This window comes from Corynebacterium flavescens, assembly GCF_008693105.1.
GTDB lineage: Bacteria > Actinomycetota > Actinomycetes > Mycobacteriales > Mycobacteriaceae > Corynebacterium > Corynebacterium flavescens.
On the sequence record NZ_VXKK01000009.1, the window covers coordinates 38,436 to 53,790 of the forward strand.

General features: G+C 61.1%; 15 protein-coding genes. 11 read left to right on the top strand and 4 right to left on the bottom strand.

The window, feature by feature from the left end:
- Positions 1 to 55: 55 nt before the first annotated feature.
- The 3 genes from F4V60_RS00730 to F4V60_RS00740 all read left to right on the top strand — a co-directional run bounded on the left by F4V60_RS00730 (position 56) and on the right by F4V60_RS00740 (position 2,197).
- A complete protein-coding gene (locus F4V60_RS00730; RefSeq protein WP_075728884.1) occupies positions 56 to 748 on the top strand; it encodes an alpha-ketoglutarate-dependent dioxygenase AlkB family protein in 693 nt (230 codons plus the stop codon).
- Between the two features lie 98 nt (positions 749 to 846).
- On the top strand, positions 847 to 1,392 hold the full coding sequence (locus F4V60_RS00735; RefSeq protein ID WP_075728885.1) for an NADPH-dependent FMN reductase: 546 nt from the start codon (positions 847 to 849) through the stop codon (positions 1,390 to 1,392).
- 91 nt (positions 1,393 to 1,483) lie between these two features.
- Positions 1,484 to 2,197: an SDR family oxidoreductase gene (locus F4V60_RS00740; RefSeq protein WP_075728886.1), complete on the top strand. Its 714-nt coding sequence runs from the start codon at positions 1,484 to 1,486 to the stop codon at positions 2,195 to 2,197.
- Positions 2,198 to 2,272: 75 nt separating this feature from the next.
- On the opposite strand, the gene F4V60_RS00745 is transcribed toward F4V60_RS00740, so the two are convergent.
- Complete coding sequence (locus F4V60_RS00745) at positions 2,273 to 3,862, bottom strand: aldehyde dehydrogenase family protein (protein ID WP_075728887.1); 1,590 nt, start codon at positions 3,860 to 3,862, stop codon at positions 2,273 to 2,275.
- 96 nt (positions 3,863 to 3,958) lie between these two features.
- Complete coding sequence (betT, locus tag F4V60_RS00750; protein ID WP_075728888.1) at positions 3,959 to 6,256, bottom strand: choline BCCT transporter BetT; 2,298 nt, start codon at positions 6,254 to 6,256, stop codon at positions 3,959 to 3,961.
- A gap of 411 nt (positions 6,257 to 6,667) precedes the next feature.
- Between betT and betA the strand changes: the two genes are divergently transcribed.
- The 7 genes from betA (at position 6,668) to F4V60_RS00785 (ending at position 11,833) form a co-directional block, all read left to right on the top strand.
- Positions 6,668 to 8,431 (top strand): choline dehydrogenase, encoded by a 1,764-nt coding sequence (gene betA, locus F4V60_RS00755; protein ID WP_075730945.1) that lies wholly within the window; start codon positions 6,668 to 6,670, stop codon positions 8,429 to 8,431.
- Between the two features lie 122 nt (positions 8,432 to 8,553).
- A complete protein-coding gene (locus tag F4V60_RS00760) occupies positions 8,554 to 8,907 on the top strand; it encodes a DUF2218 domain-containing protein (RefSeq protein ID WP_075728889.1) in 354 nt (117 codons plus the stop codon).
- 9 nt (positions 8,908 to 8,916) lie between these two features.
- Positions 8,917 to 9,246 (top strand): YbjQ family protein, encoded by a 330-nt coding sequence (locus F4V60_RS00765; RefSeq protein ID WP_075728890.1) that lies wholly within the window; start codon positions 8,917 to 8,919, stop codon positions 9,244 to 9,246.
- Positions 9,247 to 9,248: 2 nt separating this feature from the next.
- Positions 9,249 to 10,301 (top strand): CE1 family esterase, encoded by a 1,053-nt coding sequence (locus tag F4V60_RS00770; protein WP_141255905.1) that lies wholly within the window; start codon positions 9,249 to 9,251, stop codon positions 10,299 to 10,301.
- A 56-nt stretch (positions 10,302 to 10,357) separates the two neighbouring features.
- Positions 10,358 to 10,645 (top strand): RNA-binding S4 domain-containing protein, encoded by a 288-nt coding sequence (locus tag F4V60_RS00775; RefSeq protein ID WP_075728891.1) that lies wholly within the window; start codon positions 10,358 to 10,360, stop codon positions 10,643 to 10,645.
- On the top strand, positions 10,646 to 11,500 hold the full coding sequence (locus F4V60_RS00780; RefSeq protein WP_075728892.1) for a VOC family protein: 855 nt from the start codon (positions 10,646 to 10,648) through the stop codon (positions 11,498 to 11,500). It abuts the gene before it with no gap.
- Positions 11,501 to 11,833, top strand: a complete 333-nt coding sequence (locus F4V60_RS00785; RefSeq protein ID WP_075728893.1) for an MGMT family protein — start codon at positions 11,501 to 11,503, stop codon at positions 11,831 to 11,833.
- A 12-nt stretch (positions 11,834 to 11,845) separates the two neighbouring features.
- Here F4V60_RS00785 and F4V60_RS00790 read toward each other — a convergent pair whose 3' ends face one another.
- Positions 11,846 to 12,697, bottom strand: a complete 852-nt coding sequence (locus F4V60_RS00790) for a PrsW family intramembrane metalloprotease (RefSeq protein ID WP_075728894.1) — start codon at positions 12,695 to 12,697, stop codon at positions 11,846 to 11,848.
- Positions 12,698 to 13,354 (bottom strand): hypothetical protein, encoded by a 657-nt coding sequence (locus F4V60_RS00795; RefSeq protein ID WP_075728895.1) that lies wholly within the window; start codon positions 13,352 to 13,354, stop codon positions 12,698 to 12,700.
- Positions 13,355 to 13,396: 42 nt separating this feature from the next.
- Here F4V60_RS00795 and F4V60_RS00800 point away from each other — a divergent pair, with 42 nt between their 5' ends.
- On the top strand, positions 13,397 to 15,331 hold the full coding sequence (locus tag F4V60_RS00800; protein WP_075728896.1) for a M13 family metallopeptidase: 1,935 nt from the start codon (positions 13,397 to 13,399) through the stop codon (positions 15,329 to 15,331).
- Positions 15,332 to 15,355 lie beyond the last annotated feature (24 nt).

Below are 15,355 nucleotides of genomic sequence, written 5' to 3' on the forward strand. Positions count from 1 at the left end.
CTTCGCCATGGGCCGAGAGGATCCGTATCCACGTGAAGCGCGGTAGGGTGTTCGCATGCTTTTTGATTCGCTTCCGCGGCCATCGGTGCAGGTAGCGCCGGGGGTGGCGCATATCCCGAATTGGCTAGACACTGCCAAGCAGCGCGAATTGCTAGAGGAGTTCCGAGAGATTGCGTGGCGCTATGCGGGAAGCCCCATGGCGATGGTGCGCCCGAAGCTACAGTCGGGGCAGATGAGCGTCCATCAGCTGCACCTGGGCAGATTCTGGGACTACGCCAGCCATCGCTACGTGGATGTCATGTCTGGTACGCGGGTGCCGGCGATGTCGCAGGCCTTGCGTGATATTGCTGCTCCTGCCCTGCACGCGGCTGCCGCTGTTGCAGAGGATCTAGCGCCGTGGGCGGATTCCTATAGCCCGGAGGCCGCTCTCATTAACTACTATCCGCCGGGGGCATCGATGGGCATGCACGTTGATGCCTTCGAGGAATCTGCCGCACCGGTGATTTCCTTATCCATTGGTGATGAGGCCCTGTTCCGGATTGGCGGGAGCCAAAATCGCAATAAGCCCTGGGATGAGGTGACGCTGTGCTCGGGGGATCTCATTGTCTTTGGCGGGCCGAAGCGCTATGCCTATCACGGGATCGTGCGTCTCAATGAGCACACATTGCCCGCGGATTGTGGCTTGCGTGAGGGGAGGATAAATATCACGATTCGCCAGGTCAGTGACGGTAATAAACTTAAAGGGTGAATTAAGAAGGGACTGATGAGGTGCTGCAGGCGGCGAAGAGTTGGAGTAGAATTCGATGTTGATCAATCAACAAGGATTAATCGAGAGGATGTTTCATAATGGCAAAAGTTGGTATTATTCTCGGCTCCACCCGTGAGAACCGCGCGGGCGAGGCCATTGCAAAGTGGGTCGCAGACCTAGCGGAGGGCCGCGAGGCCGGAGTCGAGTTCGAGCTCATCGATCTCAAGGCTTTCAACGTTCCGATTCTCAACTCCCCAGTTGTGCCCATGGCCGCCAACAAGAGCTATGACGATCCCAACGTTCAGGCGTGGTCGAAGGCCATCGATTCCTGCGACGGCTTTGTCTTTGTCACCCCGGAGTACAACCACTCCGTCCCTGGCCCGTTCAAGAATGCCTTCGACTCCCTAGGTTCTGAGTGGGTAGGCAAGACCGTCGCCTTCATTGGCTACGGTTTCTCCGGTGGCGTCCGCGCGGTTGAGGCATGGCGCCTGGCAGTAGCCAACCTTTCGATGAAGCAGCTGCGCAACCAGGTGGAGATTTCCCTCATCACCGATATGCGTGATGATGTATTCACCCCGGCTGACTTCAAGGAAGGCCTCGTGGAGAATCTCCTCTCTGAGGTCGAGGACGCCGTCCAGGCTTAATCCACCACAGTAAGGCCACTGCAGAATTTGCAGTGGCCTTAAATCGTTTTTCTTTCCCCGCGGCGGGGAGCCAAGGGCTAACATCGCCACTATGAGCGATAAAAAAGTAGCAGTAGTAACCGGAGCATCCTCTGGAATCGGCGCGGCCTCGGCGCGTGCCTTGGCCGCCGATGGCTGGCACGTCGTGGTGGGGGCACGGCGGCTGGAGCGCCTCGAGGCCCTCGCGGCGGAAATCGGCGCCGAGGCCTATGCGCTGGATGTGACCTCGGATGAATCGGTGGCGGAGTTCGTTTCTCATCTGGACCGCGTGGATCTTTTGGTCAATAACGCGGGCGGCGCAAAAGGCATGGAGCCCCTCGTGGATACGTCCATCGATGATTGGCGCTGGATGTACGAGGTCAATGCGCTCGGCACAGTCCGCATGATCCAAGCGCTCATGCCCAAGCTGGAGGCCGCCCCGGATAAGTCCGGCCTCATCATCAACATGGGCTCTATCGCCGGCTGGGCACCCTATGCTGGCGGCTCTGGTTACAACGCCGCGAAGCATGCGGTGCGGGTTATCTCCCGCGTGCTGCGTCTAGAAGAGCACGATGTCCGCGTCACGGAGCTTGACCCGGGCCGCGTGGCCACCGAGGAGTTTTCCCTCAACCGTTTCGGCGGGGATGCCGAGCGCGCCGCCGAGGTCTATAAAGGCGAGGTCAACCTCGTGGCCGAGGATATCGCCGAGGCCGTGCGCTGGGTGGCTTCCCTGCCCGCGCGCACGAACATCGACACCATGACTATCAAGCCGCGCACGCAGAGCTAGTCCACCCAGGGTTAGTGCATACAGAGCTAGTGCATACAGAGCTAGTGCAAGCAACCGGCGCCAGCGTGCGCCGGGTTAGTCCTTCATCCCGAACTGATTCCAGGCTGCGGGCTGCAGGTTCTGGTAGACGTGCTTGTGCTCCTGATACTCCGCCAGCCCGGTGGGCCCGAGCTCTCGGCCGTTGCCGGATTGCTTGTATCCGCCCCACTCGGCCTGCGGCAGGTAGGGGTGGAAGTCATTGATCCAAATGGTGCCGTGACGCAGCGCCCGCGCCATGCGCTCGGCCTTGCTGGCATCGCTCGTCCATACCGCTCCGGCCAGGCCGTACTCGGTGTCGTTGGCAATAGCGACGGCTTCGGACTCCGTGGAAAAAGTCTCCACCGTAACCACGGGGCCAAAGGCCTCATCGTGGACGCAGTCCATGTCCCTCGAAGCGCCGTCGATAATCGTGGGGAGGTAGAAGATACCCGCGCCGAGATCGCTGTGCCCTGTGCCGTGCGGCCCGGTGGTATCGGCGGAGGTGGCGGCGCGCCCACCGGTGAGGATCTCCGCCCCTTGCTCGCGGGCCTTGTCCACGTAGGTCGCGACCTTCTCCCGCTGTGCCTGCGTGATGAGCGGACCCGCCTCGGCCATATCATCGCTGGGTCCGCCGAGTTTGATGCGCTGGGTACGTGCGACGATCGCGGCGATGAACTCATCGTGCAGAGATTCCTCGACGATGATGCGGGAACCTGCAGAGCAGACCTGGCCGGAGTGGAAGAATGCGCCGTTGAGCGCGTTATCGACAGCAACCTCGAAGTTGGCATCGGCGAAGATGACGTTCGGGTTCTTGCCGCCGAGTTCCAGGGCCGTGCGCTTGACGGTCTCCGCCGCATTGCGGGCGATGATCTTGCCGGTGGCCAGGCCACCGGTGAAGGAGACCATGTCGACGTCGGGGTGCTGGGATAGGGGGTTGCCGCAGCGCGTCCCTGCACCCGTAATCAGGTTGGCCACGCCCTTTGGTAGACCGGCGTCCTGCAGGGCATACATCAACAACATCGCGGTATGCGGGGTTAGCTCCGCCTGCTTGAGCACGAAAGAGTTGCCGGCGGCTAGGGCCGGGGCTACCTTCCAGGAAACCTGCAGAAGCGGGTAATTCCAGGGCGTAATGAGCCCGCAGACACCAATGGGCTCAGCGTCGATGCGCGAGCGCAGGTTCGGGTCCCCGGGATCGACCACACGGCCGGCTTGGTGGGAGGCCAACGTGCCGAAGTAATCGAAGGCGCCGGCGATATCATCCATATCCGTCAGCGATTCCGCGTAGCGCTTGCCGGTATCGGCAGACTCGGCACTGGCAAAGAGCTCCTTGTTGACGCGGATGAAGGCGGCCACTGCCATGAGCAGCTTGCCGCGCTCGATGGCCGGTGTGGTGGCCCACTCCCCGGAATCAAAGGACTCCCGCGCCGCCGCGATGGCGCGCAGAGTATCGGCCTCGCTGGCCTCCGAGACCACGCCGACGGTGCTGCCATCAGCTGGGCATGTAATGGTGCGGGTCTCGCCGTCGGCGGCGGCCTCCCACTCCCCGTTGATAAACAGCGAACGCGGGGCTGGACCGGCGTGCACATCGTGGAGGAACTCGGTGGTGGTGGGGTCAAAGAGCGTGTTGTGGTTGTCTGGGGTGCTCAAGAAGTAGCTTGCCTTTCTGTTTAAGTAAACGAACGTGAAGCGGTGACACGGTGGCGCAGTGCCACCGCGAAACGGTGATGTCCTCTGTGCGCCAGCCTAGCTATCCTCGCGCCAGGTGCGCTCGGGCTCGGCGCCGTCTGAAACGTCTGAGTCGCCGGGCTGGGTTTGCTGCATGTATAGGAATGCCAGGTGGCGCTCGTAGAGGTCGAGGACGTTGTTGATGATCTGGTTCTCGGAATAGCCATAGACGTCATAGCCCAGTGAGCCGGTGAGATCGTAGACCTCGAGTCGGTAGTACTCCGCCTCCTCACCCTCACTAAAGTCTGGGCGCTCGGCGGCGACGGGGAAGAGCTGGTAGCGGAACTTTCGCTCGTGCTCCAGGGTCACCTGCAGGTCAAGCTGTGGGAGCTTGAGATCTGGCAGTTCGCTGGTCAAGAGGATGGCATCGTAGCCGCGAGCGCGCATCTGCACCGCGACCTTTTCCAGGGCAAAGGTGGCTGTATGCCGCAGGTAGTCATCCATCTTTTGCCTATCCGGGTAGGCGTTGACGCGGTCGAGGCGCAGCTTCCAGCGCTCCCCGGATTCCGGTGCCAGTTCCGTGCGCCCGGAGATTGCTCCGTGCAGCGCCGTCTGCCGCGCGGCCCGCTGGATGGTCTCCAGACGCAGGGACTTCCACAGCGAGTACATGATGAGGTAGATCACGATGGCGAAGGGCAGGCCCATGACCACGGTTGCTGATTGCACGGTGGCGATGCCATCTATCTGCAGCAGCGCGAGGGTTAAGGCGCCGACGGTCACGGACCAGAACACGCGCATCCAGCGCGGCCCATCCTGGCGGTTGTCGGTGATCTTCGAGGTGAAGTTGGACATGACCAGCGCGCCGGAATCTGCGGAGGTGATGTAGAGCAAAAGCCCGATGAAGGTGGTGATCAAAACGACGATGCCAGAGCCCGGGAACTGGGCCAGCATATCGTAGAAGCCCTGTTCAGGATTGTTTATCGCCGCTTCGGCGAAGTCAGAGTAATCGCCCGAGCGCACCATATCGAGGGCCGTGTTGCCGAAGAAAGACATCCACATCAAGATGAACAAGAAGGGGAAGGTCAGGGTGCCGAGGATGAATTGGCGCAGGGTGCGCCCACGAGAGATGCGCGCCAGGAACAATCCAACAAAGGTGGCCCAAGCGATCCACCAGGCCCAGAAGAACAGGGTCCAGGATTGCATCCATTCGGCGGTGGAGGCGCGGTCATCGGCGAAGGCGAAGGTTTCCATGGTCCACGAGGGGAATTTGGAGATGTAGTCGCCCACGTTGGTGGTAATCGCATCGAAGAGGTAAGCGGTCTTGCCCACGACGACGATGTAGATCATCAAGGCCAGCGCCAGATACACGTTGAGCTCGGAGAGAAAACGGATGCCCTTGTCGACGCCGGATACGGCGGAGAGGGTGGCAATGAGAATGGCGATGACAATGAGTGCGGACTGCAGCCCGATACCCTGCTCGACCCCGAAGATGAGGTGGAAGCCATAGGAGAGCTGCACCACGCCAATGCCTAGCGAGGCGGTTACGCCGAAGACCGTTCCCAGCATTGCGGCGACGTCGACCGCGTCCCCCACGGGGCCGTGGATGCGCTTGCCAATGAGGGGGTAGAGCGCCGAGCGAATGGCCAGGGGCATGTTGAGGCGATAAGCAAAGTAACCAAAGGCCACACCCATGAGTGCATAGAGCGCCCAGCCGGTTAGCCCGTAGTGGAACATAGCCCACACGACGGCCTCTTTGGCGGCCTCCATTGTCTCGCCTTCACCAACAGGTGGGGACATATACATGGTGACGGGCTCGGCCACGGCGAAGAACATGAGGTCAACGCCGATGCCGGCGGCGAAGAGCATCGATGCCCAGGAGAAGGTGTTGAACTTGGGGCGGGAATGATCGGGCCCCAAGCGGATATTGCCCACGTTGGAGAAAGCGATGTAGAGGACGAATACCACGGCGATGGTGGCGGTGAGAACGTAGAACCAGCCAAGGTTGGTGCCAATCCAGCCCGTGACGTTGGCCAACGTATTTGCAGCGGACTCGCGCCCTAGCCCTGCGTAGAGGACAAGGGCGATGATGAGCGCGCCGGAGATGGCGAAAACCGGCCAATTGGGCTTGGGGGCGGGCACGGTGTCCGCGCCGACTTCTGGTCCGGTCTCTGCCTTGAAGCTGCCCACGAGTGCGTGGACCTGATAGCTGGGGCGCCGCCGCGACTTCTTCTGGGCAGGAGCCGCCGTGGCTGCAGCGCCTGCAGCTCCTCCGGTGCCAACTTCGCCTGCGTCACCTGCAGCGCCAGCATTACCCCGTTGTGGGGGTGTGGGAGCGGGGCCGGGCCCTTCCCTGTCGTGCGGGTCAAAGTTCGCCATCACTTACTCCTCGTTGCGTCTATGAAAGATGAGAAAATCCTTGCGGGCGCGGGCGGCAATTTCCTGTCTCACAGGGGGAGAAGCCCTCCGTGTGATGCAAATTACTGCGGGGTTGAGTATGCGGAATCTCCGCGTCCGGCGGGGCCATAATTCCAACCCCCAGGCATTCCAAACATACCTTAATGAGGGCAAATTGCGAATGAAATCTGTATGCTGGGTCAATGCCGGACGTGGCACCTAGACAATAAAATACGGATAAGTGAATAGTATTTACATTTCCACGCACGCGTAGGCGCGCCTGGAATATGAATTGAGTCATAGAAACGGAGTTTGTATATGGGAAAACTGGACGCATTGACCGCAAGAATCGGGCAGAAACTCGCCCCCAAAAACCTCCGCAGCGCCTTCGGCATGAAAGCCGCTAAGGCCACGAAGGCCAAGCACGTCACTGATGAAGTCTGCGACGTAGTTGTCGTCGGCGGCGGCTCCGCAGGTTCCGTTGTGGCGGCGCGCCTGAGCGAGGACCCGCACACTCGCGTGCTCGTCCTTGAGGCCGGTCGGCCCGATTCACTCTGGGATCTCTTCGTCCACATGCCCTCTGCATTCTCCTTTCCCATCGGTGCCAAGAACTACGACTGGCAATATGAATCCGAGCCCGAACCGGAGATGAATAACCGCCGGATCTACCATGCCCGCGGCAAGCTGCTGGGAGGGTCCTCCTCCGTCAACGGCATGATCTTCCAACGTGGAAACCCCCTGGACTACGAAAAGTGGGCTCAGAATCCAGGCATGGAGAACTGGGATTTTGCCCACTGCCTGCCCTATTTCAACCGCATGGAGACCGCGGCCGCTGCTGAGGATGACGATCCCCGCCGCGGGCATTCCGGGCCGCTTTACCTTTCCCGCGGCCCAGCCACCAGCCCGCTCTTTCAGGCGCTGTTCCGCTCCGTTCAGGAGGCCGGATATGAACTGACCAATGACGTCAACGGCTACCGCCAAGAGGGCTTTGCACCCTTCGATCGCAATATCAAGCACGGCCGGCGCTGGTCCGCAGCCCGGGCGTATCTGCACCCCAACTTGGGCCGCGACAACTTAGAGATCCGTACTCGCGCGCTGAGCACGAGGATTCTTTTCAAAGGCCAGCGCGCCGTCGGCGTGGAGTATGAATGGCAGGGTGGGTTCCACCGCGTCTATGCGGAAAAGATCGTGCTCTCCGCCGGTGCCATCAACACGCCGCAGCTCTTGCAGGTTTCCGGCGTGGGTGATGAGGCGCTGCTGCGTAAGTATGGAATCGACGTGGTTAAGAACCTGCCGGGCGTGGGCGAGAACCTCCAAGATCACCTCGAGGTCTATATCCAATACGAGACCACCAAGTCCACCGACTCCTCCCAGCCCTACCTGGATAAGTGGCGCTGGCCGGCAATGGGCCTGCAGTGGCTTTTGACCAAGAAGGGCCCCGTGGCCACCTCGCACTTTGAGGGCGGCGGCTTCGTGCGCTCCAATGACAAGGAGGCCTATCCCAACCTGATGTTCCACTTCCTGCCCATGGCCGTGCGCTATGACGGGCAGAAAGCGGACGTCAAGCATGGTTTCCAGTGGCATGTCGGCCCGATGTTTTCTGATACCAAGGGGCACGTGCGCATCAAGAGCGCGGATATTCACGTTAAGCCGGAGATTATCTTCAACTACCTCAGCACCGATCAGGATCGTCGCGAGTGGGTCGAGGCAGTCCGCGTCGCGCGCTCCTTGCTCGATACCGCTGCTATGGATGCCGTAGGTGCGCGAGAGATTAGCCCCGGCCCGCAGGTGCAAAGCGATGAGGAGATCCTCGAGTGGGTGCGCAAAGACGGGGAGACCGCGCTGCACCCTTCCTGCACCACCAAGATGGGCTCTGTCGAGGATCCAATGGCTGTTGTCGATCCGGAGACCATGCAGGTCTGGGGTATTGAAGGCCTCTATATTGCGGATGCCGGCGTGTTCCCCAGCGTGACCAATGGAAACATCTATGCCCCGACCATGATGGTGGGGGAGAAGGCCGCCGATCTCATCGCGGAGCGCTCTCCGCTGCCCCCGCTTGGCGATGTCGCCTTCTACCGCGCCGGCCAAAACATGCCCTTGTATGCAGAGGGTGAGGCCGTGCGCGATCACACGCAGGCGACCAAGGGTGCTCACTAGGCCGCGCACGGCACCGGCACGGCGCCAATGCGGCACTGGAGCGACACTGGCAGGCAGTGCACATGAGCGGCACCTAACTTGGCTGAGGGCACAGTGCTTTAAGTTTGGGTAGACTACCCGCCATGACCAAATCTATTGCGCATGTTTCCACCGAACGCCCAGGCCGCTACGGCAAGCAGCTGGCCTCCCATTTCTCAGCCAAGATTGAGGCTTGGTGGGACGCTGATTCGGAGACCGGACACTGCGTCTTCGACCGCGAAGGTGCGCGTGGCACCCTCGACTTGGCGGTGGACCCGGGCGCCTTGGTGCTCGACATCGATGCGGCTGAAGAAGATCTGGATGGCTTAGAAAACGTCGTCGCCAGGCACTTGGTGGGCTTTGGAAAGAAGGACGGCCTCAAGGTCGCCTTCGTGCGCGTGGACGGAAGCGCGGGCCTAAGCTTTGCTCCGGAGGATCTTCCGGCCAAGCGTGGGTAGTCTGGTCTCATGATTTTTACCACCACCAATAACGTTGACGGACACGAGATTACCCAGTACATCCGCGTCGTAGCGGGTGAGACTGTTACCGGAATCAACTTCCTGAAGGATCTAGGAGCTTCTCTGCGCAATTTCACCGGCGGACGCTCCGCAGGTTACGAGGAGGAGGCCGTCAAGGCCCGCGAGGCCGCGCTCAACGAGCTGTGGAACCGCGGTCAGGAACTCGGCGCAGACGCCGTCGTGGGCATCTCCTTCGATTACTCGCCCATGGGTCAGACCAATGACATGCTCATGGTGACCGCAACGGGCACCGCCGTTAAGCTTCGGCCTATTCAATAGACATGAAGCTCACTCGGGGGTGGACAGCGCACGCAAGGCCCACGCTTATTCTCGCACGGCCTTCGCTTATTATTGTGCTGATAGTGCTGGTGGCGGCCGCACTCATTGCTGCCACCGTCTATGCGGGTGCGGGAAAGCGGGTGGATGAACCTGCCTATGGCTCCTTCCCGCCGGCCAGAGCGCAAGAGGTAGCCGCAAACAAGTACCCGCCTAGCTCAGGCAGCACCAAGACGGGGCACTACGAGGAAGTCGGCCTGCCTAGTGGTCGCTCCTTCATCATTCACGTGCCTGATAGCTATCAGCCTTCGCATCCGCTGCCCGTGGTGTTGGCGCTGCACGGATACAAGGGCAATGCCGCCTCGATGCTGCTTGATACCAAACTTTATGAGGCCGATGCACTCACCGTTTTTAGTACCGGCAAAGGCAAGGCGTGGGCGCCCGCGCCCTATGCGCGCACCTCGGTGGATGAGGATCTGGCCTATATCGACGCGATCTTGAGCTATACCCGCGCCGTCTATGCCACCGATGGGCGCTTCTTTGCCGCCGGGTTCTCCAACGGTGGCGGGCTCATTCACGTGCTCGCCTGCCAGAGGTCCGCGGAGTACTCCGGCCTGGCAGCCATCTCGGCCGCCAACTACGATGCCGTTAACGATGACTGTGAGCGTGGGCCCATTCCCTACCTCGATATTCACGGTACGGCTGATGTGGTGATGCACTATGACGGCGGCAGCGCGCATGGCAAGCACTACGAATCCGTGGCGCAGGACATGGAGCAGATAGCCAAGCACAATGGCTGCAACCCCTTCCCCGAAAGGCAGCGTAACGGCGCTAGCAGTGCCAACAGTGTGAACAGCCCCATAGCCACCGGAGCAGTCAAGAAGTATCGCTGGCACGCGTGCGATGCTCCCACCGAGCACTATGAGGTGGTAGGCGGCACGCACACGTGGAACGGCAGTCTCTCGGACAGCCGTGGGCTTGTGCCCCAAAAGTGGGCCACAAGTACCGTCCTCGATTTCTTCGGGATTGCCCGCAGCGCACCTTTGCAGGGCACCTAATCCCCTCATCCACCCACTCGCGAGGGTAAAAAGCGTAGCTCGGTAAGGTGGTGGCCATGTTAGAAGTCTCAATAGCTGGTGATTCCATCAAGCTAGGCCAGTTCATCAAATTGGCCTCCCTCGTCGCCACGGGCGGCGAGGCCAAAGAGTTCATCGCCCAAGGCGTAGTCACCGTCAACGGTGATGCCCAAACCCATCGCGGCGCGCTCGTGCACCCGGGCGATATCGTCTGCATCGAGGATGCCTGCGCCAAGGTCGTCAATGCCGCGGCGGAGGATGAGGATTACTTCGACGAGGCCACCGCCGATGATGATTTTGACCCAGAAAAGTGGAGGAATATCTAAATGCCCGCATTCCAGGCCGAGGTCGGCATGCCCTATTGGATCGATTTGGCCACCTCCGATCCCCGCAAGTCCACCCGCTTTTATGAGGAAGTCCTGGGCTGGGAGGTCTCCGGCGAGGAGTACCGCCTAGCCCGCGTGCAGGGCCTGCCCGTCGCGGGTTTCATTCCGCAGCCGGCGGAGGCCGCGCGCCCAGATACCTGGATCACCTATTTCTTGAGCGCGGACATCGACACCGATTGCGCCCGTGCCCGGGAACTAGGCGGGCGCGTCCTCTCACCGGCACAGTCCGTCGAGTTGGGGGACATGGCCCTGCTTGTCGATGTCGCGGGGGGCATGTTCGGCCTCATCCAACCGCGCGGCGCCGAGCACTTCGTCGCTGCAGGCGAGCCCGGGCTGCCCGTGTGGCACGAGCTGAGCGCCACCGCGAACTTTCGTGGCGTCCTCGATTTCTATGGCGAGCTTTTCAATTGGGACATCCGCGCCCTTTCCGCGAACACGGAACAAAGCAGCTCAGAACAAAGCAGCTCAGGGCAGTCCTCTGCCGAGCACATCGAGTATGCCACGGCTGAGGAAGAGGGCGCTCCCTTCGCCGGCTTCTGGAATGCCGAGGGTGCATTTCCCCCCCAGGTGCCCAGCTTCTGGCAGACCTATCTCGGCGTGCGCAGCATCGAGGCGGCGGCCGCGGCTGCAGTAAGCCTCGGCGGCGAGGTCATCCGCCCTGCGTGGGACTCGCCCTTCGGGCGCCTGTGCCTGCTGGCGGATTCCACCGGAGCCACGATCACCCTCGCTGAGGTAGAAGATGCCCCGCAGGAGGAGCCGCGCGAATCCGATGATCTGCTCAACCTCGATCTGTAGATGACGCCCGCCCAGCCACAGCCACCTGCACACAAGCGTATTGCCGCCGTTCTCTCAGTGGTGCGCGTCATTCCGGTGGGAAACGTCGCCACCTATGGCGAGGTGGGCAAGGTAGCTGGCTGCGGCGCGCGCTACGTGGGCTGGGTACTTGGCCACCACACTGGTGATGCGCCGTGGTGGCGAGTGGTCAACGCCCAAGGAAAAACCCACGCCCCCGCGCGAGTCACCGCGCTGTGGGAAGAAGAGGGGATTGCGTACCGCGGCGAACGCGCTGACCTGTCTCGCCACGGCCTGGATACCGAGGAACTGCGGGAGATGCAGAGGCGCGGCTAAGCCGTCGCTCAATCAAACTACAGTGCGCAGGCTCTCCGTCCCTGGAGAGTAGCTATAGCTTGAGTCCTGTTTGGCCAGGCGGTTTCCGCGGATAATGAGATAGATGCTCAGTGGGTAAAGAACCAGCGCCACCAGCACCGCCTTGATGACGACAAGCACCTCGCTTGAGAAGGTGTAGTTCCACGCGAAGTGGAGGGCAAAAGCCAAGAAGAGGAATCCAAAGATCATGGCTAAGCGCCACCGCAGGGGGCGATAAGCAGCAAAGATTGCCCAGCCGATTCCCCATCCGGCCAGGCCGGTGAGGAATACATGCAGGCCCGGCCCGGCGATGAGGCGAATGCCCCAGGTCTGCCACAAGCCGATCCAATCGGAGGCCGGGTGCATGACGACACCGGTGATTCCATACATGATGTTTTCTAAGGCCTCGAAGCCCATCCCTATGGTTGCTCCCACCACCCAGCCATGCCATGGTCGGTTGAGCTGGCGGAAGGCCAAAAGCACGAAGAATACTCCGGAGGCTTTGGCGATCTCCTCCGGATAAGCACCAGCCCAGGACATCAGCGAATCTTCCCAGCCCGAAGCGGTGGCCAAGGTGAGAACCGAGCCCGAGGAAAGCAAGGCCAAGCCTACTGCCGTGCCGCTTCCCCACAACAAAGACATGGCGACCCAGCCTGTGGCGGGACGCGCCCACATGGGACTAAGCCGCATGAGAAAGAGGAATACCGCGATGAAGAAGGCGGCCAGAATCAGACTCGGCACCACGAGCGCGGGGGCGACGAAAAGAAAGCTCGCAATATTGAGCAGGAGAGCTAAGCAGCCGAGTACGACACATACCCACAGGGCGATTCGGAATAGCTTATTCACTTAGACATCCTCCGTTTGCAGCAGGGAATCCGAGTCAGGTGCGGGCAACTGGCCGTTGAAGGGCGCCTCGATATCCCCAGTGAAGCCTGCGGGTAACTCTGCGGAGCCAAAGGCATTCCACAGGCGCTGACTGATGCGCTCGATATCTCCCAGCATCTGTCCGTCGACGGTGACCGTGGCTGCCATGGGGTCTGGGCCAATGAGCACCAAGTAGTCATCATTGGCTGAATCGCCCTCGCCGGCGCGAGATAGTGCGGCGGTGGCAGTGGGTTCGTCGAAAAGCAGGTGCCCACGATCCTGGGAATAAACCTGCGCGGTGGACACGGATCCGAAGCCATAGCCGCGGATGGCGCGCCGCAATGCCAGCTCTTCCGAGTCGGCATCTACGCCCTGCTGGAGGACGGCCTGCACGGTAATCTTCCCGCAATTCCAGGCCAAAGTCGCCATGGTGTCACTATTAGGAGTGCAATAGAGATCCGGAACGGGCACTTCCCACTTGCTGCCGGGGGCGGCGAGGGTGACCTTCTCGAGCTGGGGCTGCGGCAGAGTCATGTTGGCGTTGACCAAGGCTGGCAGTGCGAGGACCGCCAAGACACAGCCCGAGACCACGAGAAAGGTTCCCCGCAGAGTCGGTGGTGGGAAGCGATAAAAAGCCATAGCTCATACCTTAACTGCAAGCTTTAGCCTAGAGTGGCTGGCATGAAAGATCTTTATCAATTTGTCAATGGCCCCTGGATTAAGGCCCACGTTATCCCTGATGACCGCGGTATCGACGGCACTTTTCACGCCCTGCGCGATGAGGCCGAGGAACTTGTCCACGGCATCGTTCAGGAAGACTCGGGCCGCCCGGGAACCGTCTACCAATCCTTCATGGATACCGAGGGCGTCAACGCGGCGGGCCTAGCCCCGCTCGACGCCGATCTCGATCGCCTCGCCGCCTCTACTCCGGAAGAGTTGGCCTTTAACCTTGGCGCGCTGGAAAGGGAGGGCGTGGGTTCTCCGGTCACCTTCTGGGTGGAAAAGGACTCGGGCTCCGAAGAATCTCTGGCCTATATCCATCAATCAGGACTGGGCCTGCCCGATGAGGCTTATTATCGCGAGGAAGCCCACGCGGAAACCCTCGCTGCTTATCGCGAGCACGTCGCAGCAATGCTAGAGTTCGTGGATCCAGCACGGCTCTTTGGGCTTGGCGTGCAGGCTGCGGCCACCCGTATAGTCAACCTCGAAACCGAGCTCGCTGCCGGTCACTGGGACGTTGTGGCCAGCCGTGATGCCGTGAAGACCTATAACCTCAGCGAATTCGCTGAGCTCCCGGGCTTGGTGCAATCGATGCTGGCCGGCGGCGGTCTACCCAAGCACCGCGTGGTCAACATGATGCCTTCCTACCTTGAGCACCTAGCAGGACTTTTTAACTCCGAGCGCATGGCGGACTGGCAGCTGTGGGCCACCTGGCGCATCCTGCGCTCACGCGCGGCCTACCTGCCGGAAGAGGTCGGGGAAAAGAACTTTGAGTTCTACGGCACCCGCCTGTCTGGTGCTACGGTGCAAAGGGATCGCTGGAAGCGGGCCCTCGCCCTGGCTGAAGGATTTGTGGGCCAAGAAACCGGCAAGGTCTTCGTGGAGAAGTACTTCCCGCCTTCATCCAAGGACGAGATGGACACCCTCGTGGATTACCTCATCGCAGCCTACCGCGAGCGCATCAGCACGCTGGAGTGGATGACTCCCGCCACCCGCGAGCGTGCGCTGGAGAAGCTCTCGCAGTTCAAGGCCAAGATCGGGTACCCGGAGAAGTGGCGCGATTACTCCGGCCTGGAGTTCTCACCCCGCGGTGCGGATCTGGTGGATAACGTGCGCACCGGTTGTGCATGGTCCCACGATTTCGAGCTTAACAAGATCGGCAAACCTGCCGACCGTGACGAGTGGTTTGCCACCCCGCAGACCGTCAACGCCTTCTATAACCCGGTGGTCAATGACATCACCTTCCCAGCCGCGATCCTGCGCCCGCCCTTCTTTAACCCAGAAGCCGACGCCGCAGAGAACTTCGGTGCCATCGGTGCCGTCATCGGCCACGAGATCGGGCACGGCTTCGATGATCAGGGCTCGCAGTATGACGGACACGGCAACCTCAACTCCTGGTGGACCGATGAAGACCGCGCTGCCTTTGAGAAGCTCACCGCCAAGCTCGTCGAGCAATTCAATGGTCAGGTGCCCACCGTCCTGCGCGACAAGGGCATCGAATCTACCGGGGTCAACGGCAAGTTCACCCTGGGGGAGAACATCGGTGACCTTGGCGGACTAGGGATCGCCGTGGTTGCTTACAAAAAGTACTGCGCGGATAACGGCATCGATCTCACCGGCGCGGAGGCTCCCTTCGTTGCCGAGGGCGCCCAGCCGGAATTGGCGGCCCAGGAATGGAACGGCCTGCAGCGCTTCTTCCTCTCCTGGTCACGCGTATGGCGCACAGCCATCCGCCCGGAAATGGCTACGCAGTACCTAGCCATTGATCCTCACTCACCGGCCGAGTTCCGCTGCAATCTCATCGCCGGCAATGTCGCCGAGTTCTATCAGGCCTTCGACGTGTCACAGGATTCACCGATGTACATTGCGCCTGAGAACCGCGTGACCATCTGGTAGTTCCGGGAACGAGAGAAGCGGCGC

What these genes read in the sequence shown, in the direction of transcription:
- F4V60_RS00730 (WP_075728884.1), top strand. Translation starts at nt 56, where the DNA reads ATGCTTTTTGATTCGCTTCCGCGGCCATCGGTGCAGGTAGCGCCGGGG.
- F4V60_RS00735 (WP_075728885.1), top strand. Translation starts at nt 847, where the DNA reads ATGGCAAAAGTTGGTATTATTCTCGGCTCCACCCGTGAGAACCGCGCG.
- F4V60_RS00740 (WP_075728886.1), top strand. Translation starts at nt 1,484, where the DNA reads ATGAGCGATAAAAAAGTAGCAGTAGTAACCGGAGCATCCTCTGGAATC.
- betT (WP_075728888.1), bottom strand. Translation starts at nt 6,256, where the DNA reads ATGGCGAACTTTGACCCGCACGACAGGGAAGGGCCCGGCCCCGCTCCC.
- betA (WP_075730945.1), top strand. Translation starts at nt 6,668, where the DNA reads ATGAAAGCCGCTAAGGCCACGAAGGCCAAGCACGTCACTGATGAAGTC.
- F4V60_RS00760 (WP_075728889.1), top strand. Translation starts at nt 8,554, where the DNA reads ATGACCAAATCTATTGCGCATGTTTCCACCGAACGCCCAGGCCGCTAC.
- F4V60_RS00765 (WP_075728890.1), top strand. Translation starts at nt 8,917, where the DNA reads ATGATTTTTACCACCACCAATAACGTTGACGGACACGAGATTACCCAG.
- F4V60_RS00770 (WP_141255905.1), top strand. Translation starts at nt 9,249, where the DNA reads ATGAAGCTCACTCGGGGGTGGACAGCGCACGCAAGGCCCACGCTTATT.
- F4V60_RS00775 (WP_075728891.1), top strand. Translation starts at nt 10,358, where the DNA reads ATGTTAGAAGTCTCAATAGCTGGTGATTCCATCAAGCTAGGCCAGTTC.
- F4V60_RS00780 (WP_075728892.1), top strand. Translation starts at nt 10,646, where the DNA reads ATGCCCGCATTCCAGGCCGAGGTCGGCATGCCCTATTGGATCGATTTG.
- F4V60_RS00785 (WP_075728893.1), top strand. Translation starts at nt 11,501, where the DNA reads ATGACGCCCGCCCAGCCACAGCCACCTGCACACAAGCGTATTGCCGCC.
- F4V60_RS00795 (WP_075728895.1), bottom strand. Translation starts at nt 13,354, where the DNA reads ATGGCTTTTTATCGCTTCCCACCACCGACTCTGCGGGGAACCTTTCTC.
- F4V60_RS00800 (WP_075728896.1), top strand. Translation starts at nt 13,397, where the DNA reads ATGAAAGATCTTTATCAATTTGTCAATGGCCCCTGGATTAAGGCCCAC.